This window comes from Arthrobacter sp. AOP29-A2-19 (assembly GCF_058138025.1).
Window position 1 is genome coordinate 3,551,429 of sequence record NZ_CM176894.1, and the last position, 22,535, is coordinate 3,573,963.

Below are 22,535 nucleotides of genomic sequence, written 5' to 3' on the forward strand. Positions count from 1 at the left end.
GGCTGCGGGTCCCGTGGGCGGTCGTGCCGGTTCCCCACGACGCCTCGGACTTGGACAGGCTGCTTGGCTTCGCCGGTCGCGATCCAGCGTGGGTTCCCCCGCGGACATAGCGGGGGACATCCCGCTAGAGGTTGTCCGGCATGGCGCACCCGAGGCTGCTAGGCGTCGATCACCAAGTCGGTCCGCGCCGTGGAGCAACAGGGCAGGAACTTGCCTGCGTCGATTTCACGTGCCCGGATCCCGCCCTGGTGGTTCATCTCGACCTCCCCGGAAAGCTTGACGACCTTGCAGGAGCCGCACATGCCTTCCTTACAGTTTGCGCCGATCCTGACACCCGCACGCTGGGCCGCCCCAAGGATGTGTTCGGCCGGATCGATGCGAACGTTGATGCCGGTGCGCATGAAGGACAGGGTGAGACTTCCCGTTCCGACCGTGTCGAAGCCCGAGGCGTCCGGGACCCCGGACTGGGTCCGCGCCTGCGGAATGCCGTCCGGGCGCGGGGTGTGCGGGTCGGCGGATTCCAGCGGCAGCCCCGTGGCCTGCAGGGTTCCCTCGGCGTCGTAGCCCGGCTCGTAGAGTCCGAACGCGGTGGGCTGGCTCTCGTAATAGTCCTCGGCGGAATCGGCGATTTCCTCTGCGATTCCCTCCGCAATGTCCGCTGCCAGCGCTAGCTCCGCCTGGTATTCGAGAATCGTCTGGCGGTCTCCCGAGAAGAACTCCATGTAGATGGAGGTGTCGTCGACGCCAACCTTCTTGAGGAGCTCGGCGGCGGTGTTCAGGTAACCCTCGGGCCCGCAGGCATAGACCTGGCGGCCGTTGGCATCTGGGGCCACCTCGTCGAGCATGGCCGCCGTCAGCCTTCCCGTGAGCCCTTCCCACCCCGCGGGCATGGTGCGGTCGCCCAGGGAGTAGAAGACCTTGACGCGCGAGTCCACCGAGGCGATGTAGGCCAACTCTTGGTGGAAGGCGAAGCCGCCCGCCGCCGCTCCGTGGTAGAGCACCACGACATCGGCCTGTCCGGGCAGGGAATGGATGGTCCGCAGCATCGACATGATGGGGGTGATACCTGCGCCGGCGGCCAGCAAGAGATACCGTGCCCGCCGGTCGGCGTCGGGCAGGTGGAACGCCCCGACCGGTCCGAGCATCTCGAGAACGGTGCCGGGCTTGACGTTCTCGTGCACCCACGGTGACACGAGTCCGTTGGGATCGCACTTGACCGAAATGTCGAAGGTCCACGGCTGCGTGGGCGAACTCGACAGCGAGTAGCTGCGGTCCACCGGGTCCTGGTCCTCGCCGTGCACGGGAAAGGCCACATTCACATACTGGCCCGGGCGGAACGCCAGCGGCGCACCGTCGCAGCGGCGGAACACGAACGTCATCATGCCGCCCACTTCGGGAACGATCTCGACGCACTCGGCCGTGAACTCCTGCGGATGCCAGGGGCCCAGCGCGCGGGCGGCGCCGGCGGGTCCCTCGGTGGTGCCCATCACCCTGTTCCACGGCATCTCGAGACCTCGAATGCGGTGCGGTTCCTGGATGGCCGTCGCGGTGAAAAGTGCTGTCATGCCAAGTGCTCCTGCACACGCTGGACGTACCAGTTGATGAACGCCTCGACCTGGTATTCGCTCTTCATGTACGGGCCGGGCTGGTAGGCGGGGCTGCCGGCGCCTTGCTGGCACAGCTCCACGAACGCCTTGTCCTGCAGGTTGGTCTGCTTCCAGGTGTAGGTGAGTTTCTCTAGGTCGTAGTCGACGCCCTCCTCGGCGTCGTCGGCCACCAGCCAGGTGGTGCGCACCAGCGTCTGGTGTTCGTTGACGGGGAAGGCGCCGAACGTGATTACGTGGTCCCCGAGGAAATGGAACCAGCTGTTGGGCTGCAGGTGCATCGAACAGCGGCCAAGGCGGAAGTCCCGCAGGTCCCCGAGCAGCTTCTTGGAAAGCCTGCGCCCATCGGCCGAGAACGATTCGCCGTCACCGTCGAGCGATTCCCGTGAGATGCGGATTCCCGCGATGCGCGTGTCCAACTCCTCGACGACTTCATACGGAAGGCCATAGCGCCGGCACCGGTCCTCGAGCGAGGACTGCGCTTCCTTGTTGCGGTCCCACACGTCCTCGAGGTGGGCCGGTATCAGGCCCTCCGTGAGGCCCCAGGTGGGAAAGAGGGAACAGGCGAGCTCCGGGTGGCCGTCGCAGTGGTAGCACTCACGGTTGTTCTCCATGACGAGCTTCCAATTGCCCTCTTCGATGATGTTCTGCTGGTAGGCCACCTTCGCATTCGACAGATCGTGGGGCGCGAGGTAGGGCTCGAAGATCTTTCCGGTTTCGTCGAAGTCCGTCGGTGGTTCGTCCGCAATGCAGACGAAGATGAGCCCGGCGAACACGCGGCTGTGGGCGCGCTTGAGGCCGAAGCAGCCCTTGTCGAACTTCGCTTCCCCCGGCGCCGAGGCATGGATCAAATCGCCGTTGGGGGAGTAGGTCCACGAGTGGTATCCGCAGACCAGGTTTCCCGTGGTCCCGGCGGGTTCGGTCAGGACGCGCGCGCCGCGGTGGCGGCACACGTTGTGCAGGACGTTCACGCCGCCGTCGTCGTTGTGCAGGACGATCAGGGAGTAGGGCCCGTAGTCGACGGTGACATAGTCGCCCGGCTCCGGGAGTTCGGCGATGCTGGCGGCGAAAATCCAGTGCTGGCCGAAAATGGCCTGCATGTCGATGTTGAAGATCGTCGGATCGGTGTAGAAGGGGGCATCGAGGGAATATCCCACGCGCCGGGAGTCGAACAATTCGGTGATCTCCGCCAGCTGCTCGGCAGGCAGCGATGAAGCGAGTTTCCCGCGTGAATTGATGGGCACGTTCACTGGAGCAGACATGTTTTGCCTCCCGGGAGGGTGGGTGGTTGTGCGATCCGAAGGGACCCCGGAGTCGGTGGGTGCAACCGCCGTTGTGGAAAGTGTTGTTATGAGATTAGACACGATCGCCTTGCAGGAAAAGCGCAACATCTGAGAGATAACAGTGCACAATATCTGCATGATTGACACGCGGCTTATAACCCTTCGGGTGTTTGCCCGGTGCGGCACGATTGGCGCCACCGCGGAGCTGACGGGCTACTCTCCCTCCGCCGTCTCCGCGCAACTGAGGGAGCTCCAGCGCGTGCTGGGAATGCAGCTACTGACAAAGGACGGCCGGGGCGTGCGGCTGACCGCCACGGGCCGCTTCCTCGTGGCGGGCTCGGACACCCTCATTGCGGAATGGGAGAGTCTGCGCGCCGCGGCCATGGAGGCCGGCGACCAGGTTCCGTCCCGTTTTGGCCTCGGAGGATTCTCCACGGCGGCCGCCCAACTGCTCGCGCCCTTGGCAGCGACTCTGCGTTCAACACGCCCCCTGTTGGAGGTGCAGGTACTCGAGGCCAATCCGGCCCGCTGCTTCGACTTGTTGGTTGCCGAGCGAATCGACCTCGCGGTCATCGTCGCCATGCAGTCGGACACCCATGTTGAGGAGGATCCGCGCTTCGAGCAGACCGTCCTACTCGATGACCCGCTGGACGTGATCATCCCCTCCGACCATCCGTTGGCATCGCGGGAAACGGTCACGCTCGAAGAGCTGGCAACGGAGCCATGGATCACCGAGGCCGCCGGTTCCACCTACCATTCCCTCTTCACCGCGGCGTTCACGGCGGTCGGGGTGACACCGCGGATTGCCCATGAGGCCGTTGAGTGGGAAACCCAGATCGCCTTCGTCGGCGCGGGGCTGGGAGTGGGCCTGCTGCCGCGACTGGCGCCCCTGCACGGCGCCGAAAACGTGGTTCGACTGCGCATTGCCGGCAAGGGGAAGCCCGCACGCCGCATTGTCGCCGCGATGCGCAAGGGCGGCATCACATCGCCGCTGATCCAGGAGTCGCTCGGGATCCTGCGGGCCAGCGCCAATCGGATCCTCGCCGGCCGGCCCGAAGACGATCTCTGAGTCGCCTGGACTTCTTGCTTCGGGCGCGCAGCTACTTGCTGTTCGGGTCCGGATGCTGGGCCTCGACGGTGGGCGTGCTTCCCGTCGGCGCCTCACCGAGAGATGTCGCGTCGGGGTGCCTTTCGTCGCCGTCGTGCCTTGTTACGAGATCGAACTGCACGCCACCGTGTTGTTCCACCCCGGTGCGTATGGCCCGCTCGACCACGGATGTGGCCAAGCGACGCCGCAGGGAGAGGGGATCGCGACGCAGGTCCTTGGTGAGGGCAAAGCAGAGCAACATCATGACGACGACGAAGGGTAGCGCCGCCACGATGGTGATCCGTTGCAGCCCGGCCAAGGCCTCCGAGGGCTCATCGCCACCAGCCAGCAACATGACCGCCGCCACGGCACCGGTGAGGCAGCCCCAGAAGACGACCACCCCGCGGCGGGGGTGCTCGGCGCCGTTGGAGCTGAGCGATCCCATCACGATGGAGGCGGCGTCGGCACCGGTGACAAAGAAGATCGCGACCAAAACCATGGCCAGCACGATGACGGCGGTGGTGGCCCAGTCGGGCATGCTGAGGTTCTTGATCAGGTCGAAGAGCGCTCCGTCGAAGTTGACGGACGGTGTCCCGTCGACCATGGTGACCAGGCCTGGGGCATTCGCCTCGTCGGCTTCCTGCTGGACGTGGAAGGCGGCGCCACCGAAGACGGCGAACCAGATCAAGCTGACGACGCTGGGCACCAGCAGGACGCCCGTGACGAACTGGCGGATGGTGCGGCCGCGGCTGATGCGGGCGATGAAGAGTCCTACGAACGGCGTCCAGGAGATCCACCAGGCCCAGTAGAAGATCGTCCAGCTTGTCATCCAGCTGCGTAGGGACTCGTCGCCGACCGCCTCGGTCCGCGAGGCCATCTCGGTGAGGTCGCGCGCGTAGTCGCCCAGCGCGGAGGGGATCAGGTTCAGGATAAAGAGGGTGGGTCCGGCGACGAAGACGATGATCGCGAGGACCACGGCCAGCACCATGTTGATGTTGGAGAGCCACTGGATGCCGCGGCTGATGCCGGAAACGGCCGAAGCGACGAAGCATAAGGTGAGGACAGCGACGATCACCACAAGCACGGGTGTGCCGATTATGCCGAACCATCCGTTGGAGGTCATGCCGCTGCCAATCTGCAGGGCGCCCAGGCCCAGCGATGCGGCGGTGCCGAACAGCGTGGCGAAGATGGCCAGGATGTTGATGAACTTCCCGAGCGGCCCTTCGACCGTCCTCACGCCGAAGAGCGACGTGAAGGCGACGGAGACCAGTTGTCTGCGACCCAGGCGGTAGGTGCCGTAGGCCATGGCAATGCCGACCACCGCATACATGGCCCAGGGGTGCAGGGTCCAGTGGAAGATCGAGGTTGCCATGGCGGTCTGTATGGCTTCGGGCGTCCGTCCCTCCACGGTGCCGGGCGGCGGGGAGATGTAGTGGTAGAGGGGTTCGGCCACCCCGTAGAACATCAGCCCGATGCCCATGCCGGCGGCGAACATCATGGCGATCCAGGAGACAGTACGGAATTCGGCTTTTTTCGCCATCCTTGCCCAGCGGGATGTTGCCAAACTTGCCCAGGGCCAGCCACAGGACAAAGACCACGAAGAGCGAGGCCAGGAGCATGAACAGCCATCCCGTGTATTCCATGACCCAGTTGAGGGCACTTGTGGAAGTCTCGGACAGGCTGTCGCGTCCCGCGAAGCCCCAGATAACAAACGCAATGGCGACGACGCCCGTGGTCCCGAAGATGACCTTGTCGAGCACGAGTTTATGGTTCCGTCGATCCGCAGCCGCTTGCTCGGTCTTGGAATGACGGAGCTCTTTGAGGATTTGCTCGCACTCGACGTCCGGCAACTTGGGTTTGTGTGGTTCTCGGTGGTTCTGAAAAGCCATGCGCGGTTCCTTTGCTCGGTGAGGCATGGTCTTGGCGGCTATTGACGTCGACGGCTGGTGCCGGGGCACGAACGGGCGACATCGCGTATCGACGTGGCGACGTGTTCGCACGTGGGCGCCATACTCACGCTTCGGCCCGTTCCAGCCGAACGATGACGGACTTGGATGTGGGTGTACCGCTAGTGTCAGCCACCGAGTCGAGCGGCACAAGGACGTTGGTCTCCGGGTAGTACGCCGCGGCACAGCCCTTCGGCGTCGAGTACGTGACGATCCGGAAGTTGCCGGCCCGCCGCTCCGTGCCGCGAAACTCGGAGATCAAATCAACCATGTCGCCTTCCCTGAAGCCCAGCTCGGCGATGTCGCGCTCGTTGACAAGAACCACCCGCCGCCCTCCGTGGATGCCGCGGTACCGGTCGTCCTTGCCGTAGATGGTGGTGTTGTACTGGTCATGCGAGCGCAGGGTCTGAAGGACCAGCCGCCCCTCGGGCACTTTGATGAATTCCAGCTCATTGCCGGTAAAGAGGGCCTTGCCCGACGCCGTGTCGAATCGCCTAGCGTCGCGCGGAGGGTGGGGGAGAACAAAGCCTCCCGGGTCCTGGATCCGCTCCTCGAACTTTTCGAAGCCGTCGATGACCCCCTCGATGTGCTTGCGGACCAGGGAGTAGTCGTCTTTCATCGCGAGCCATTTGGCTTTGGGAGTGTTGGGAAGCGGAACGTTGTCGGCGTCGGTGAAGAGCTTGTGGGCCAGATTGCACACGATGGCCACCTCAGAGTGCAGGTGGCCGCTGGCCGGCTTGATGCGTCCGCGCGAGGCGTGGACCGCGCTCATCGAGTCTTCCACCGTCACCCTCTGGTCCCCGGTGCGCTGCGCGTCCCTTTCGGTCCGACCCAGGGTCGGGAGAATCAACGCACGTCGGCCCGTGGACACGTGGGAATGGTTCAGCTTCGTGGAGATCTGCACCGTCAGGTCCGTGTTGGCCAAGGCCCGCTCCGTGACGTCGGAATCCGGGGCCGCCCGGACGAAGTTCCCGCCCATTCCCATGAACACACGGATTTCGCCGTCCCGCATGGCACGAATCGCGGCCACGGTGTCCAAGCCGTGCTTTCGAGGGGAAAGGAACCCGAACTCCCGGTCCAGCTTGTCGTGGAACGCCTCGGGCATCTTTTCGAAGATGCCCATGGTGCGGTCCCCCTGGACGTTCGAGTGGCCACGGACGGGGCATACCCCTGCCCCGGGTTTGCCGATGTTGCCCTGGAGAAGCAGCACGTTGACAACGTCCCGCAGCGTTGGAACCGAGTGCTTGTGCTGGGTGAGGCCCATGGCCCAGCAGACGATGGTGGCGTCGGAGGCCAGCAGGCGTTCGCCCGTGGTCTTGATCTGCTCCAAATCCAGGCCCGTGGCCTCCACGATTTCACTCCACTGGACCTTTTCGAGGTGCCGCAGGTACTCGTCGATGCCCACGGTGTGGTTGTTGATGAAGTCGTGGTCCAGGACCGTGGCCCGTCCCGGGGTCTGCCTCCCCTGGGCCTCCGCCTCCAGGAGGTACTTGCCGAGCCCCTGGAAGAGGGCCTGGTCCCCGCCCGCCCGGATCTGCAGAAAGTCGTCGGTCAGCTGCGTGCCCACGAAAGTTCCGGTGACCGTCTGGGGGTTCTCGAACCGGAGGAGCCCGGCCTCGGGAAGGGGGTTGACGGAGACGATGACGGCGCCGTTCTTCTTCGCCTTTTCCAACGCGCTGAGCATGCGCGGATGGTTGGTGCCTGGATTTTGCCCGGCTACGAAGATCAGCGAGGCGGTCTCCAGGTCGACGAGGCTGACGGAACCCTTGCCGATGCCGATGGTTTCAACGAGGGCCGAACCCGTGGACTCGTGGCACATGTTGGAGCAATCGGGGAGATTGTTCGTGCCCAGTCCCCGCACGAGGAGCTGGTAGAGGAAAGCGGCTTCATTCGAGGTCCGCCCGGACGTGTAGAAGACCGCCTGGTCGGGATGCTCCATGCCTTGCAGCTCCCGGGCGAGCAGCTCATAGGCCTCGTCCCACTCGATGGGCGCGTAGTGCGTGGCCCCCTCCGCCAGAAACATCGGGTGGGTGAGCCGGCCCTGCTGCCCCAGCCAGTAGTCGTCCCGCGTTTTCAGATCCTCGATGGAGTGTCTGGCGAAGAACTCGTCGGTCACTCGGCGGCGGGTTCCCTCCTCGGCCACCGCCTTCGCGCCATTTTCGCAGAACTCGGCTGTGTTGCGCTTTTCATGTTCGGGCCACGCGCAGCCCATGCAGTCGAATCCGTCGACTTGGTTCACTGCCAGCAGCGTTTGCACGCTGCGCAGCGGACCCATCTGCTCGAGGGAGATCTTCAGCGAGTTCACCACCGCCGGGATTCCGACGGCCTTGGTCTTGGGTTTGGTGACGGTCAGCTTCGACTCGTCGATGTTGTCCAACGGGGCTTTCGAGGCCATGTGATTGTTCCTTCAGGTCTGTGCGGGAATCGCGGGCACGTGGCTACGTCTGTTCCGTGGGCGGTCATCCTGCGGTCCCCGCGAGGAGTGCCCGCGACTGTTCCAGCGCGGCTTCGGTTGTGTGCAGGAGAAGCAGGGATGTGGTGACGGAGCCGACGCCGCCGGGGACCGGACTCAGCGCCGCGGCGACGCTCCGCACGCTGGCCTCGTCGACATCCCCCACGAGGGATCCGTCGGGAAGGACGTTGGTGCCGACGTCGATCACCACGGCCTCGGCCGAGACATGGCCGCCGTTAAGCAGGCCGGTCCGCCCGGCCGCCACGACGACGACGTCGGCGGCCTTGGTGTGTCTCACCAACGGACCCGACCGGGAGTGGCAGACGGTGACCGCGGCGTCGCGCTCCAGCAGCAGCAGGGACAGCGGCCTTCCCACTACGGCGGAACGGCCAATGACGACCACGTTCCGGCCCGCCAGCGGGATGTCGAAGTGGTCCAGGATCTCGATGACGGCGCGGGCCGTGGCGGGTGCGAACGAGGGCTGGCCAACGGCCAGGCGGCCAAGGCTCAATGGGTTCGCGCCATCGACGTCCTTCTCCGGGGCAATGTGCCCCACCAGCCCGTCTGTACCGACGCCGGGGGGCAGGGGGGTCTGGAGGATGATGCCGTTGACGGATGGGTCTTCGCTGAGGTCCTTCAGGACCGAGGCCAGGACCTGTCCGGTGGCATCGGGTCCCAGGTCCACGATGCGGCAACCAATGCCCGCGCTTTCCGCGGCCCGCGCGATGGATCGGACGTACCAGTGAGTGGAGCCGTCGTCGGTGGCCACAACCACCGCGAGTGTGGGGCTGATGCCGATCGCCTCGAGTTCCCGGGCACCACCCTGCGCCCGCTCCCGGATGCTCTCGGCCAGCGCCTTCCCGGAGAGGAGCGCGGCGCTCAAGCGAGAATCCTTCCACGCACGCGCCCCACGAGGGAGTCTGCGGCGAGGATGACCTTGTCCTCGAGTCCGTCGGTTTCATCGGCCAACCGCGAACGGGCGGCGGCGTCCTTGACGGCCGCCACGTTGATGTCGATGTTCACCCGGGCGGTGCTTGCGGCCGCGCGGGCGGCGTCGGCGGCGGCGGCGATGTCGCTGATCACATTGGCGTTCGCAACCTCGAAGAGATCCGTCGCGAGATCCAGGATGACTCCGGCGAGCTTGATGAGCCGTGCCGGGGGCTGGGCGGCCAGGATGAGCGCGTCCTGGATGGATGCCGTCCGTGCGACCCGGAGGTCTTCGGTCCCGGACGGAAGTTTGTAGGCGTCGATGACGCCTTGGAACGCATGTTGGTCGGCTTCCACCAGGAGGAGGGCCTCGGCGACCAGTCCGTCGGCGACGCCGATGGTCTTCTGGACGAGGTCGGCGTGCCGCTCGTACTTCGGGCCGGTGCTGTATCTTGCCACCATCCCGACGAGGGCTGCGCCCTGGGCGGCGTGGAGCGCGGCGGCCGCGCCGCCGCCTGGTGTGGGTTCTCGCGAGGCCAGCCTGGCGAGGTAACCGCTGATTGTTTCTGAGCTCGTCATGAGTCTTCCTGGGCTGAAGTTTGAGTCGACCGGGAGGGATCGAGGCGTGATGGAAGAGCGGCGGCCCGGACTCTGGTTGTGCACTGGAGAGCCCGGGCCGCGTGCCCTTGAGCGGCTGGCGGGTGCCTAGCCGCGAAGCCTGGTCATCGTCGGGTCGTACAGTGGATCCGCGGTGACCGTTGCCTGGATGCGCCGTCCGAAGTACTCGATCTCGACCGAGTCGCCGATGGACACGTCGGCCGCGAGGTACGCGTAGGCGATCGGCTTGGCGACGGTGTAGCCGTAGGCGGCGCTGGTGACGTAGCCGGCCACCTGGTCCTTATAGAAGACCGGTTCCTTGCCCAGCACGATGCTCCGACCGTCGTCGACCGTCAGGCAGCGCAGGTGGCGGGCGGAGTTCTCCTCGGTGCGTCCCGCCAGGGCGTGCTTCCCCACGAAGCTTTCCTTGGCCATCTTCACGGCGAATCCGAGGCCGGCTTCCAGGGGGTCCTGCTCGGTGGTCATGTCGGTGCCCCACGAGCGGTAGCCCTTTTCAAGACGCAGGGAGCCGAAGGCGGCCCGGCCCGCGGCGATGACGCCGTGGGGCTGACCGGCCTTCCACAGGGCATCCCAGAGGCGCTGGCCGTTGTCCGCGCTGGTGTACAGCTCCCAGCCCAGCTCGCCGACGTACGACAAGCGCATCGCGGTCACGTTGACGCCGCCGATGACAACTTTCTTGGATCGGAAATAGCGGAGACCGTCGTTGGAGAAGTCGTCGGTGCTGACGGTGCTGATCAGGTCCCGGGCGAGGGGTCCCCACAAGCCGATGCAGCAGGTGCCGCCGGTCGTGTCGCGCACCTGGACCCAGTCGCTGGCGGTTCCGCTTTCCGTCTGGTGGCGTGCGGCCCGCTCGAAGTAGGCGGTGTCGGCGTTCCCGTTGGCGCCGAGTTGGAAGGTGTCTTCGCTCAGCCGGGCGACGGTGATGTCGCTCCGGATGCCGCCGGCGTGGTCCAGCACAAGCGTGTAGGTGACTGCCCCGGGCTTCTTGTCCATCTCCGCCGTGGTGAGCTCCTGCAGCAGCTTCAGTGCTCCCGGACCGGACACCTCGAGGCGCTTGAGCGGAGTCATGTCATACATGGCCACGGCGGTGCGGGTCTTCCAGGCTTCGGCGGCCGCAATCGGCGAGCTGAACATCGCGGACCAGGCGTCCCGGGCCGGGGGTTGCCATTCGGCCGGCATTTCCTTCAGCAACTCCGCGTTGGCTTCGAACCAGTAGGGACGTTCCCATCCCCCGCCTTCCAGGAAGAATGCGCCCAGTGCCTTATGGCGGGCGTGGAAAGGGCTGACGCGCAGGTTGCGCGGTGAGAGCTTGGGCTGTAGTGGGTGCAGGACGTCGTAGATTTCCACGAAGTTCTGCTGGGAGGTTTCGCTGACATACTCGGGGGTCAACTGGACTTCTTCGAACCGGTGGATGTCGCACTCGCCCAGGTCTGTTTCGGACTTGCCGGTGGTCAAGAGTTCGGCAACAGCCCGGGCGATTCCGGCCGAGTGGGTCACCCATACGGCCTCGGCCACGAAGAACCCGTCGAGCTCCTTGGACTCGCCCACCAGGGCCCCGCCGTCCGGAGTGAAGGAGAAGATGCCGTTGAAGCCATCCTCGATCTCGCTTTCCCGCAGGGCCGGAAGCAACTGCTTGGTGGCCTCCCATGCCGGGATGAAGTCCTCCAGGGTGAATTCGAGGCGCGAGGGCATGTTGTGCTCGCTGATGCTGTCGGCGGCGTAGGAGTCAAGGTCCGCGAGATCCACGGGCATGGGGCGGTGCGCGTAGGAGCCGATGCCGTAACGGTCGCCGTGTTCGCGGTAGTAGAGGTCCTGGTCCTGGTGCCGCAGGATCGGCAGGGAGGCCCCGTTGGGGAGCTCGTTGCGGCCCTTTCGCGCGGGCACCGGAGTGGTCTTCACGTACTGGTGGGCAAGGGGGAGGAGGGGGACGGACATGCCAATCATCTCGCCGATCTTGGCGCCCCAGAAGCCCGCGCAGGAGACCACGATGTCGGCGGGGATGACGCCGTCGGAGGTCTCGACGCCGGTCACGCGGCGGCCGGACTGTTCGATGCCGGTGACCGTGGTGTTACCCAGGTATTTGACGCCCGCGGATTCCGTGCGCTTGATCAGCAGTTGGACGGCGCGGGCGGCGCGTGCCAAACCGTCGCTCGGGACGTGGAGCCCACCCAGGATGTCCTCCGCGTTCAGGAGCGGGTAAAGCTCCTTGCACTCGCTTTGGGAGAGGATCTTGCCTTCGATTCCCCACGCGGCGGCGTATCCGAGCTTTCGCTTCAGATCCGCCAGACGGGTCTCGGTGGTGGCGACTTCCAGGCCGCCGACCTGGTCGAAGCAACTGACGCCGTCCTCGGTCAGAGACAACAATTTCTCAACGGTGTATTTGGCGAAGGTGGCCATGGTCTTGGAAGGGTTTGTCTGGAAGACCAGGCCCGGGGCGTGGGACGTGGAGCCCCCGGGCATGTTCAGCGGGCCCTGGTCCAAGACGGTGATGTTGTTCCAGCCCCGGGCGACCAGTTCATCGGCCAGGTTTGTGCCGACGATTCCAGCTCCGATGATGACAATGCGTGGCGTCGATGCCATGTGGTTTCTCCTGCTGATTCTCGGGTGTTGCCTCTGCTGGTCTGGTGGCCGGGCCTAGCGGAACACGACTGTGCTGGTCTGGTCGAGCAGCACGCGGTGTTCGCAGTGCCACCGCACGGCGCGCGAGAGGGCCAGCGCTTCGGCGTCCCGTCCGACTGTTGAAAGGGTGTTCGGTCCGTAGCTGTGGTCGACCCTGATGACTTCCTGTTCGATGATCGGGCCCTCATCCAGCTCGGCGGTCACGTAGTGGGCCGTTGCGCCAACCAGCTTGACTCCGCGGTCGTAGGCCTGGTGGTAGGGGCGCGCCCCCTTGAATCCCGGGAGGAAGGAGTGGTGGATGTTGATCGCCCTGCCCTCCAGGGAGCGGCAGAGGTCGTCGGACAGCACCTGCATATACCGGGCGAGCACAACGAGGTCGATGTTGTGCTCGTCCACGAGGTCCAGCAGGCGCCGTTCAGCATCAGACTTTGTCTCGGGGGTGACCGGGAGATAGATGAAGGGGAGGCCGGCCGCCTCGGCCATGGCCCGGTGCGTTTCGTGGTTGGACACTATGAGGGCGATGTCGCCGCCGAGGCTTCCTCCGCGCCAGCGGAACAGCAGGTCGTTCAGGCAGTGGCCGAACTTGGACACCATCACGAGGATGCGTTGCTTAGTTTCGTCGTGGAAGCCGAACTTCATGTCGAAACGATCGGCAATGGAGCGGAACTCTTGCTGAAGCTTCTCCGGGGTGTAGGCGGGGGAGCCGGAGAAGGCGGTGCGCAAGTGGAGTGTCTGGCGGAGTCCGTCGTCGAACTGCTGGTGTTCGTCGATGTTGAAGCCGCGCTCGAACAGAAACGTGGTGACGGCCTGCACGATGCCCGCGCGTTCGCCGCACGACAGTGTGAGCACGAACTTCTGCGTCTGGTCTTTTACACGGGCCTCCGGCTGAGGAAGCGTGCTGGTCGATGAGTCTGTCGCCGCTAGGGTCATGACCCCTCCTTAGGATATATTCCAAAAACTAGTACTGATATATCACCAGTGGAAATTAGCGTATACTGGCTACCGGTGGAGGTCAATGGTCTTCTGCCTTGGATGAAAAGGGGCCCGCAAGATGGCTTTTGAAGCTCTGGGAGATGCTGGCGCGGTAAAGAAGTCGTTGGCCGACGTGGCGTACGAGCGCATCCGGGACAGGCTGCTGGTGCTCGACATCAAGCCTGGCGATCTCCTTAATGACGAGGCCCTCGCCAAGGAACTCGGCGTGGGCCGGACTCCAGTTCGCGAGGCCCTGAAGCGGCTGGAACTGGATCGCCTGGTGATCTCCTATCCGCGGAGGGGTACCTTCGCGGCGCGGGTGGACGTCACTGATCTCGCCTTCATTTCCGAAATCCGCACCCAGCTCGAGCCTCTTGCGGCTTCTCGGGCGGCACGGGTGGCAACCGAGTCCATGAGGGAGCACTTGCGGAACGTTTTGCGCGACGTCGAAACTTTCGACACGAGTGCGGCCTCCGTCGTTGACACCCTGCGCCTCGATGCGCGGGTGCATCAGGGCGTCTACGCGGCCGCCGCCAATCCTCACCTTGAGGACGTCCTGATTCGCTACGACAATCTCGCGACACGCATCTGGTGCATGGTCCTGGATCGCCTTCCCGACCTGTCCCATCACGTGCGTGAACATGTGGACCTGCTCCGTGCCGTGATCGACGGAGACGAGGCGCGGGCCGCGGAACTCGCGCGGAGGCACGTCAGCGGGTTCGAGCGGGCTGTGCGGGAAGCCCTTTTCGCCGCGTAGACCAGACCTCCACGCGCTAACGGCCTTCGTCTGCTGCGAGGCCGCCCGGAGGGCGCGTCATAGTCCCGCCGTAATGTTCCGGGGGTACGACGGCCTGCTGCCGGGCGGTAGTTGGATCCCACGCCAGGATCGAACTTGAGTACTATTGAGAGCATGACCGTTAGGACATTGCTCCATGCGGATGCCGACGCCTTCTACGCCTCCGTGGCGTTGCGGGGACGGCCTGAGCTAGCCGCGGCGCCCGTCGCGGCCGTGGCGCATGTCTTTATTGCCAGCGCCAACTACCCCGCCCGAGCGTGCGGCGTCCGATCCGGTTCGCTGGTCCAGGATGCCTTGGCGCGGTGCCCCGACCTGGTCCTGGTCGAGGTACCGCGCGCCGAGATCGAGGAGGTGGGGGACGCCCTTCTGGATCTCTTCCACGCCAGCGCACGAGCCGTGGAACCTGGATCGATCGAAGAGGCGTTCCTTGACGTTGGGCCGGTCGGCTGGGAAGGGGCCGTGGAGGCCGCTGCCGATCTGCGCAGCCGAGCCGCCGAAGAACTCGGCATTCCTGTCAGCGTGGGGGTGGGCAGGACCAAGCTGATGGCGAAGCTCGCCTCCCGGGCGGCGAAACCGGACGGGATCCATGTCATCGGGATCGAGCAGGAAGCCGTGCTGCGGTCTGGACTGCCGATCTCCGATGTGTGGGGCATCGGACCTGCAACCCAGCGCCGGCTTGGCCTACTCGGCGTCGAGAAGCTCGCTGACATCGATTCCATTCCGCCTGCGACCCTGCTGAAGTCCTGCGGTACGACGATGGCCCGCCAGCTGTGGGGGATCCGGAACTCCACCGACGACGCCGTTGTTCGGCCGGTGGAACGGCGCTCGTCGCTCACCGCCGAGGGGTCGATCCAGGGTTACAACCGGCCCGACTTGACGCCGGCGGAGCTCGTGGAAAACTGCGTGGAGCGCGCATGCCGCCGTGCGCAGCGGGCTGGTCTGGCGGCGGCCGGGATCACTTTGACGCTCAAGCCCGTCCGGAGCGCCACGAGTGTTGTGCTGAAGCGAGGCGCGCCCAACGCCACGGCCGACCGGGACGTCTGGCTGGCGGTGGCCCGCGAGCTCCTGCGACCCGGCCACGCGCCCGAGCTTGTCGGGGTGCGCGTCACCCTCACGGGCCTCGTCCCGGCGGATCGGCTGCAGGACAGGCTTTTCTGATCCATCCGCCGCGGCCAGAGACACCCACGACGGGGGGTGCTTCTATGGTGTTCGTCAAGCCGCGTCGGGGAGCGGCTGGTTCCGACCCTCGTAGATGGTTCCGTCTCTGAGCATGGCGAAGAGGACGTCCGAGCGGCGTCGGGCGAGGGCGATGAGTGCTTGGTTGTGTCGCTTGCCTTGGGCTCGCTTGCGGTCGTAGTAGGCGCGGGACTCCGGGTCGTGGAGCGCTGCGAATGCTGAGAGGAACAGGGCGCGTTTGAGGATCTTGTTGCCGCGGCGCGAGGCTTGTTCGCCTCGGATCGAGGTTCCGGATCGCCGGGTTACCGGCGCGATCCCGGCGTACGAGGCGAGATGCGCGGATGATTTGAAGTCCTTGCCGATGACTTCGGTGAGGATCCTCGCCGTGGTCCTGACGCCGATGCCGGGCATCGACGTCAGGACCACGGTAAGAGGGTGGGCATCGACCGCCTGAAGGATGTCCTCGCCTATCTCGGCGCGCTGGCGGTGCAGTTGCTGGAGTTGTTCGGCCAGCCGGCCGACGACTTTCGCTGCCGCGTGGGTTCCGGCCACGACGACCGTTTGCTCGGCCAGAGAGGCGAAGACCTCTTCGGTCAGGCGCTCGGCTAACCGTGGCGCCTGTTTCCTCAGGCGGTCCCGCACATGGCCCCTGCCGGCGCTCTTCAACGCCGCCGGGCTGGGATACCGCATGAGCAGGTCGGTCACGGCTGGATGGGACAACCGCGGGCCGAGGACGCGCTCCAGCGACGGATGGACCTGCGTCAGGAGTCCACGGAGCCGGTTGCTGACCTGGGTCGCCTGGGCAGTGAGGTCGTCGTCGAAACCGCAGAGCATCGAGAGTTCGGCGATGCTCTCCTCGCTGACGGTGATGTTCCGGAGCGTGTGGGGCATCGTGCGGGCGGTGTCGGCGATGATGTACGCGTCCCTTGCGTCCGTCTTCGCTTGTCCCGGATGCAGGTCTGCGACGCGGCGCATTGTCAGGCCCGGCAGATACGCCACGTCGATGCCGATCGACTGAGCGATCGCCACGGGCAGCGCTCCGATGGTTTTCGGCTGGTCCACGACCACGAGGCAGCATCCGTGCTCACGCCGGAGCCGCTCGAAGACCTCCCGAATCCGCGGTTCCGACTGGGAGAGGATCTTGTCGTGGACGATCGTCCCATCGGCCGTCAGTGCGGTGGCATGGTGTTCGCTCTTGCCGACATCCAAGCCGATGAACAGGACATGCTGGTCGTTCATGGGAGTCACCTTTGAGTCGTGGGCCAGTCCTTGGGCGGCCACTAGGCGGTGACGTTCGCATCCACGTTACGAAGACCCCGAACTCGGGCGTGCTTCTATTAGCGATCCGTGACCGCCGGTACCGGCTCCGGTGACTACACCCCCCGGATCATGAACGACTGGGGGCAGACATCATGCCGGAGCCGGCTGGCTACCCACCCCTGATCATCGCCGACCAGCGGGCTACGAAAAAGGTAACGGGGGCACGCAGAGACATTCGGCCGACCGCGCGCCTGTCGCGTTGGGGTCGGGAATGGAAGCGCCCCCGCCGGTCTCATCGGCAGGGGCGCGACCACGCGCGGCCCGAAAGTCGCGCATACTGTCCCACGTGGGGGGTGGAGGGACAGCGACCCCATTGGCCTAGGGAGGCATTGGATCTGGCAAAACCGTACTGGTCGGCAATGTCTCATAGAACCCCCTAATTGGAGGGGGGTTGGAGGTGTAAGAGGGCAGCGCGACTGGATGGCAACACATCCCGCCCCAAGAAGCCCGCCGGCTCCTTCGCCTCACGGTTTCCCTCGCGGGCGTAGCTCGTGGCCTCGGCGACGAGCTGCCGGTCTGGGGGTGGAATGCTGGTTGTGGAACCCGTCCACCCGAACTTGGGAGCAACCATGACCATAAAAGACCGCTTGGCTCGGCTGGCCGATCCCGCGTCGCCGGCGTTCGGTGCCGCCTCGACCGCGATTGTCGCCGCGCTGACGCTGGTGGACCCGGAGAGGCTTTCCCGCGCGGGGCGCCGGGGCTTCCGTGTGGTGAGCGCCGTGGCCACCGGCTTCTATGTTGGGGTCGCCGTCGATAGGGACGGCACGATTGTTGTGCCGGCGCGGGTCATGGCCGGGGTCGCGGTCGGGGGCGTGGCGTTCGCTGCCGCGGACCTCTCGGACGCGTTGGATGGCCGCATCGTCCGCAGGCTGTGCGCGGTCGGCTTCCGACACCCCCGCTGGTGGTTGGCCGCCGGCGCGGGTGCCGCGACGTTCCTGACGCACTTGGCCGACCGGGCCGCAGCCGGAAGGGACGGCTGGCGCGAGTTCGCAGACGATCCCGGGATGCTGCGCCCGGTGGATCCGGCCGCGCGGGCACTGGTGGCGGGCATCCTGAATGCGGCCCAGGTTCCCGGTTCCGAGGCGCTACTCGGGCAACTTGCAGTGGCCCAAGCGCGCGTGTGGGACGACGAATTCTCCACCACCCTGCAGTTTGCGGTCCCCGACCGGTCCCCGCGCGTGGTGCCTCACAACCATGTGTATCCCGTCAGGGCCAGGTTCGAGGCGTCCACCGGGCAGCCCCTAGAGGTGTTGCTCCAGGTCTACAACGGCAAATTGGAGCACATGGCGATCGATGCCCCCGTCGACGGCTATCCCGGATCGATCGAGGAGCTCGTGGACCGGTGGCCCGATGCAACCCGTGTCAGTTATGTCCGCGACGGCGCCGACGGGCAGCTGTCCCCGGTGGAGATGGCGTAGGTTCACTGAGGACCTTCCGGCACGAGTATTGCGAGGAAGATTACGGCCCCAAGTGGTATGTCGTGGAAGAACCAGAAGCGCGGCACTTTTCCACATGGAATCCCGCGACCGACAAGGAAGTGAACTTCGCTGTTCGGGATGCAGGCATTCCACGCGCTCAAAGGTCGGAGCGGGGACGTGTGCGCCGTAATCGGCGCAATGAAACAACCACGAATCCTTACAGGAGCCGCTCACAACGGCTGTCCCCGCCCAGCCATGGGTGCGGGTGTTGCCTCCGAGTCTTGACACTGTCGACCGCCCACGATCAACTTGCTTCAAGGCGTGTCAACGAGTTCGCACCGGTGAACGCCGGGTGGGGGCCGAGCTGGCAATGGTGCCGGATATTCCCGCGACTCCCCGGACGGGCAGGAGTAGGCCATGATCGCCCTTCATACCGCGATAGCGATCATTGTTATCGTCCTGCTCATCATCAGGTTCAAGGTCGACCCGGTGATCTCCCTGATCGTCGGGTCGCTCTACCTCGGTCTCGCCACCGGCGTCGGTTTCACGGCGACGATCGTGGCGATCGCCACCGGTTTCGGCGAGATCATGGGAGAGGTCGGGCTGCTCATCGGCTTCGGGGTTCTCATCGGGGCGATGCTCCACGCGATGGGCGCCTTCCGCAAGATGGTGACGATGCTCGTCAACGGTGTCGGCGCGCGCCGGCTCCCGTATGCGTTGACCGCCGCAATGTCTACGGTCTTCCCCTCGATCTACGTGGACGTGCAGGTCGTGCTGGCCTCTCCGGTGGCCCGCTCGACCGGGCCCATGATCGGCCCGACCGGCTTGCCGCACATGGCAGGCGCCCTCGGAACCGGGATCTTCGCCGGCTACGTCTTCGTGATCCCGGGACTGGCCGCGGTCTCCATCGCGGGCCTGCTGGGCATCCCTCTGGGCATTTGGCTGATCTACGGCCTCCTGCTCGGACCGCTGACCGCAATCGCGACGACGCTGCTTTTCCGCTTGCTCCTCCGCGGGCGCTATTGGAACCCGGACAAGGACGAAGAGGTCGACCGGGCGATGGTCGAGCTGGAGACCACGGAGCTGGTGGAGGATGACACGGTGGCGCCTCCGCTGTTCGTCTGCCTGCTGCCGATTCTCGTGCCGCTGGTGATGATCGCGTTCGGTGCCTTCGCCGAGCTGTTCGGGTTCTCCAACGATTTCATCGCGTTTCTCGGCGATGCGAATTTCGCGCTCTTCGTCGGCTTGCTCGGCGCCTATTTGCTGTGCCGCCGCACCCTGGGATCGAAGGGCACGGAGACGGCGATGAGCGAAGGATTCCACACCACCGGCGAAATCCTGCTCATCACGGGCATCGGCGGTTCCCTGGGCGCCGTCATCGGGGAGACCGGGCTGGATTCGATCCTGGCCGGTCTGTTCACCGCCGACGCGGCGGCGCCGGTCATCCTCAGCATCCTGCTCGCCTGGCTCGTCGCCGCTGTGCTGCATCTGGCGATCGGGTCGGTGTCGGTGGCGGCCATCGCGGCCGCCGGGATCATCGGACCGGTCCTTGGGTCGATCAATGTCTCGCCGATCGTGATCGGCCTCGCCATCGCCTCGGGCGCGATGTTTGCCCTCCAGGTCAACAGCAACTTCTTCTGGATGTTCAAGTCGCTGCTCGGACTCTCGACGCAGGGGACCTTCAAGACCCTGACGATGGTCACCTCCATCGCCTCGGTGGTCTCGTTGCCGATGGTCATGGCGGTAGCGCTCATCGCATAGGGCGGGCGCCGCCGGCGGCGCGTCCGGTCGTCCAGCCGCGGCATCCGGGACGTCGCCGTCTGACTAGTCGTCCGCCTCGTCGGCGTCATCGTCATTCCCGCCGCCGTCGTCACCGTCGTCGTTTTCCTCGTTCCCTCCGGGGTTCTCGTTCTGTTCCTGCTGGACTTCGTCGTTCGGCGTCTCGTCCTGGTTCGGGTTGTCACAGCCCGTCAGGAGCAGGGCGCCCAGCGCCAGGAGGGTGGCGAGACCTTTGGTCGTCCGCGTCGTCATCGGGTTGCCTTTCGGTGGACTTCAGTGGCCGGCCGCCTTTTGAAGCGCAGGGTCCAAGGCGGGGGAGGCGGCCGAGTCGTCAATGTGTTGATCGTCCGAGCCTAGGACGACTGCGTGAGAAGGGCATGAGAATCCGTGGATGGACGCCACCCCGTTCAGGTGGCGCCCATTTGTCGATCTCACTCGCGGAACTGCTGGACGCGTTTCCGCCGGATGGGCGGCGAAGCTTGGCGGGGAACGCCACTGCGCGCCCCGGCATGCGCTAGCTTGTGGAAGTACAGATGCCGTCGCCGGTCGGGACGGCATAACAGGCAACTGGAGGGATGGAACTCGTGGCAGGTCTGGGTGGATTGGGCAAGATCGTCAGGGACGCGGCACGGAACCCGAAGGTGAGACGCGCGCTTCAAAGCCCGCAGGCCCGGCAGGTGGGTGGCAGGGTCGTTGATGGGGCCGCTGATCTGGCCAAGAAGGCGACGAAGGGCAAGCATCAGGACAAGATCCAACGTGCGCGCGACGAGGCACTCAAGCGCCTGGGAGGCCGCTCCTAACCGCGATGCGGCCGTCCGGTGCGTTGGTGTGGCGAGGCCCGGCAAAGACCTGCAAGCACAACCTGACCGTCACGAATTAGGCCCCCGACATCCGGTCGGCCCGAAACCGCGAATCACGGGTTCGGGGCGGAGGGCGGGATGTGCCATCGGCTGGGAACCAACTTGGCTGGCGGAATCGCCACGAGGCGACCGCGCCCTACACCCTGTGCGCGTGCGTGCCGCCGGAGGGGCTCGGCCTGGTTCCCTTGGCCGGCACCGACCCGACCGCGCCGGCCGAATCAGGACGCCACGCGCATGACGTTCGACGCCGAGGTGTGCGAGGCGGCCGTTGCCGGCGAGAGCGTTGCCGAGGGGCAATGCCGGGCCGGAGCAAACCGGTGGAGCTAGTTGGCTCGCCGGCCGCGGCCGTTGCCCCGTCCGGCGTTGCGGGCCCGGCTGCTGGTGCGCTGTTGGCCGGGTCGCTGCTCCCTGGACGCTTGCGGACGGAACGGGATTTCCGGTTCCGGCAGCGGCTCGCCCAGGGTCTCGATCGCCGGGGGAGCCTCGAACACGGCCGGAGGCGCGAGCGTTTCGGGGGAGGCCGGGCCCGTCAAGGGGTCCGGTCCGGCCAGTGGGTTCATGAATAGGGTTTCAGGGCGCACGGAGGCCTTTCAAGCGGGACGGGGGATCGGATCAGCCTACCCGCGAAATCCGAGACGTCATTGCCCGCGTCGCCCCAGCCCGGGCCATGCAGGCCGGATCCGCCCGGCGGCACGAGTCCGAAGTCTCGTGCCGCCGCCCGGATGCACTGCGCGGGAACCCCGGCCGCCGGCTAGTCCCTGTTGAGGAAGTCGCCGGCCTCGCGGAAGACCCCGTAGAACTCCGGGATCCATGAGAAGTTCTGGACGAAGCCGTGGTTCGCTCCGGCGTAGCGGCTGACCGTGGCCTCCACGCCCGCCGCCAGAAGTCGCCGCCCGTAGAGCTCCGCCTCGTCCCGCAGCGGATCGAACTCGGCCGTGATCACCAGGGCCGGAGGCAGGCCGGCCAGTTCCCCGCGCTTGATCGGGGAAACCAGCGGATCCGCGGGATCAGCGCCGCTGTCCAGGTAGAACGCGTTGAACGGCGCCAGGCCCGCGGTCTCCAGCCCGTAGCCGGTGGCGTTCTCGCGCATCGAGGCGTACCGGTCGGCGTCGAAGTCCAGGTCCAGCGACGGGTAGAACATGACCTGGTGCGAGATCGCGCCGAACCCGTCGTCGTGCGCCCTCGCCGCGACGGCGGCCACGAAGGTGCCGCCCGAGCTGTCGCCCGCGATGGCGAGGTTCTTGCCGTCCCACCCCACGGCCTTGCCCTGCTCCGCGGCCCAGCGGACCACGCCGTAGCAGTCGTCGAGGCCGGCCGGGAAGGCGGCCTCGGGGGCACGCCGGTAACCGACGGAGACGACCTTATGGCCGCTCTCCAAGGCCAGGGCGCGCGCGATGTGGTCGTGGGTCTCAAGGCTGCCCAGGAAGAACGCGCCGCCGTGGAAGTACACCAGCAGGCCGTGGGAGTCCGCCTCGGTCGGCGTGTAGATCCGGACGGGAACGTCGCCCTCGGACGTCCGCGCGACGGCGTCCTCGACGGAGTGGATCGGGAGGCGGTCCGCCACAGGGGTGACCATGGACTCCTCGGCGGCCCGCATCGCCTCCGGGTTCAGCGGCGAGCCGTCCGGGGCGGGAATCATGGCGAGGATCTTGGCGATCTCGGGGTGGATGGGCATGGT

The 22,535-nt window shown here is 66.0% G+C and carries 17 protein-coding genes and 1 pseudogene; 6 read left to right on the plus strand and 12 right to left on the minus strand.

Annotated elements, in window-relative coordinates; all coding sequences use genetic code 11:
- Window positions 1-158: 158 nt before the first annotated feature.
- Complete coding sequence (locus AC3ZJJ_RS16455; RefSeq protein WP_489892893.1) at window positions 159-1,565, minus strand: ferredoxin reductase; 1,407 nt, start codon at window positions 1,563-1,565, stop codon at window positions 159-161.
- On the minus strand, window positions 1,562-2,866 hold the full coding sequence (locus AC3ZJJ_RS16460; protein ID WP_489892895.1) for an aromatic ring-hydroxylating oxygenase subunit alpha: 1,305 nt from the start codon (window positions 2,864-2,866) through the stop codon (window positions 1,562-1,564). Before AC3ZJJ_RS16460 ends, AC3ZJJ_RS16455 begins: the two co-directional genes overlap by 4 nt.
- A 157-nt stretch (window positions 2,867-3,023) precedes the next feature.
- Here AC3ZJJ_RS16460 and AC3ZJJ_RS16465 point away from each other — a divergent pair, with 157 nt between their 5' ends.
- Window positions 3,024-3,956, plus strand: coding sequence for a LysR family transcriptional regulator (locus tag AC3ZJJ_RS16465; RefSeq protein ID WP_489892896.1), 933 nt, complete (start codon window positions 3,024-3,026; stop codon window positions 3,954-3,956).
- Between the two features lie 31 nt (window positions 3,957-3,987).
- Here AC3ZJJ_RS16465 and AC3ZJJ_RS16470 read toward each other — a convergent pair.
- The 6 genes and pseudogenes from AC3ZJJ_RS16470 to purU all read right to left on the minus strand — a co-directional run bounded on the left by AC3ZJJ_RS16470 (window position 3,988) and on the right by purU (window position 13,466).
- Window positions 3,988-5,863, minus strand: a pseudogene (locus AC3ZJJ_RS16470) (BCCT family transporter).
- A 124-nt stretch (window positions 5,864-5,987) separates the two neighbouring features.
- Window positions 5,988-8,315 (minus strand): FdhF/YdeP family oxidoreductase, encoded by a 2,328-nt coding sequence (locus AC3ZJJ_RS16475; protein ID WP_489892897.1) that lies wholly within the window; start codon window positions 8,313-8,315, stop codon window positions 5,988-5,990.
- Between the two features lie 64 nt (window positions 8,316-8,379).
- Entirely contained in the window at window positions 8,380-9,255 is an 876-nt protein-coding gene (locus tag AC3ZJJ_RS16480; protein WP_489892898.1) for a bifunctional 5,10-methylenetetrahydrofolate dehydrogenase/5,10-methenyltetrahydrofolate cyclohydrolase, read from the minus strand.
- A complete protein-coding gene (locus tag AC3ZJJ_RS16485) occupies window positions 9,252-9,878 on the minus strand; it encodes a cyclodeaminase/cyclohydrolase family protein (protein WP_489892899.1) in 627 nt (208 codons plus the stop codon). Before AC3ZJJ_RS16485 ends, AC3ZJJ_RS16480 begins: the two co-directional genes overlap by 4 nt.
- Before the next feature lie 126 nt (window positions 9,879-10,004).
- The gene (locus AC3ZJJ_RS16490) at window positions 10,005-12,497 is read right to left on the minus strand and encodes a GcvT family protein (protein WP_489892900.1); all 2,493 of its coding nucleotides are present in this window, start codon (window positions 12,495-12,497) and stop codon (window positions 10,005-10,007) included.
- Window positions 12,498-12,551: 54 nt separating this feature from the next.
- Window positions 12,552-13,466, minus strand: coding sequence for a formyltetrahydrofolate deformylase (gene purU / locus AC3ZJJ_RS16495; protein ID WP_489892901.1), 915 nt, complete (start codon window positions 13,464-13,466; stop codon window positions 12,552-12,554).
- Between the two features lie 121 nt (window positions 13,467-13,587).
- Here purU and AC3ZJJ_RS16500 point away from each other — a divergent pair, with 121 nt between their 5' ends.
- Complete coding sequence (locus tag AC3ZJJ_RS16500; RefSeq protein WP_489892902.1) at window positions 13,588-14,265, plus strand: GntR family transcriptional regulator; 678 nt, start codon at window positions 13,588-13,590, stop codon at window positions 14,263-14,265.
- A gap of 153 nt (window positions 14,266-14,418) precedes the next feature.
- Window positions 14,419-15,462 carry a Y-family DNA polymerase gene (locus AC3ZJJ_RS16505; protein ID WP_489892903.1) on the plus strand — a complete coding sequence of 348 codons (1,044 nt, stop codon included), beginning with the start codon at window positions 14,419-14,421 and terminating at the stop codon, window positions 15,460-15,462.
- Between the two features lie 54 nt (window positions 15,463-15,516).
- Here AC3ZJJ_RS16505 and AC3ZJJ_RS16510 read toward each other — a convergent pair whose 3' ends face one another.
- A complete protein-coding gene (locus tag AC3ZJJ_RS16510; RefSeq protein ID WP_489892904.1) occupies window positions 15,517-16,719 on the minus strand; it encodes an IS110 family RNA-guided transposase in 1,203 nt (400 codons plus the stop codon).
- A 650-nt stretch (window positions 16,720-17,369) separates the two neighbouring features.
- Here AC3ZJJ_RS16510 and AC3ZJJ_RS16515 point away from each other — a divergent pair.
- Both AC3ZJJ_RS16515 and AC3ZJJ_RS16520 read left to right on the plus strand, forming a co-directional pair.
- The gene (locus tag AC3ZJJ_RS16515) at window positions 17,370-18,218 is read left to right on the plus strand and encodes a hypothetical protein (protein WP_489892905.1); all 849 of its coding nucleotides are present in this window, start codon (window positions 17,370-17,372) and stop codon (window positions 18,216-18,218) included.
- 417 nt (window positions 18,219-18,635) lie between these two features.
- Window positions 18,636-19,979 (plus strand): GntP family permease, encoded by a 1,344-nt coding sequence (locus AC3ZJJ_RS16520; protein WP_489892906.1) that lies wholly within the window; start codon window positions 18,636-18,638, stop codon window positions 19,977-19,979.
- 63 nt (window positions 19,980-20,042) lie between these two features.
- On the opposite strand, the gene AC3ZJJ_RS16525 is transcribed toward AC3ZJJ_RS16520, so the two are convergent.
- The gene (locus tag AC3ZJJ_RS16525; protein ID WP_489892907.1) at window positions 20,043-20,249 is read right to left on the minus strand and encodes a hypothetical protein; all 207 of its coding nucleotides are present in this window, start codon (window positions 20,247-20,249) and stop codon (window positions 20,043-20,045) included.
- A gap of 332 nt (window positions 20,250-20,581) precedes the next feature.
- On the opposite strand from AC3ZJJ_RS16525, the gene AC3ZJJ_RS16530 reads away from it, so the two are divergent.
- Window positions 20,582-20,797 carry an Rv0909 family putative TA system antitoxin gene (locus AC3ZJJ_RS16530; RefSeq protein ID WP_489892908.1) on the plus strand — a complete coding sequence of 72 codons (216 nt, stop codon included), beginning with the start codon at window positions 20,582-20,584 and terminating at the stop codon, window positions 20,795-20,797.
- Window positions 20,798-21,180: 383 nt separating this feature from the next.
- Here AC3ZJJ_RS16530 and AC3ZJJ_RS16535 read toward each other — a convergent pair whose 3' ends face one another.
- Both AC3ZJJ_RS16535 and AC3ZJJ_RS16540 read right to left on the minus strand, forming a co-directional pair.
- Window positions 21,181-21,417, minus strand: coding sequence for a hypothetical protein (locus AC3ZJJ_RS16535; RefSeq protein ID WP_489892909.1), 237 nt, complete (start codon window positions 21,415-21,417; stop codon window positions 21,181-21,183).
- Between the two features lie 191 nt (window positions 21,418-21,608).
- Window positions 21,609-22,532, minus strand: coding sequence for an alpha/beta hydrolase (locus AC3ZJJ_RS16540; RefSeq protein ID WP_489892910.1), 924 nt, complete (start codon window positions 22,530-22,532; stop codon window positions 21,609-21,611).
- Window positions 22,533-22,535 lie beyond the last annotated feature (3 nt).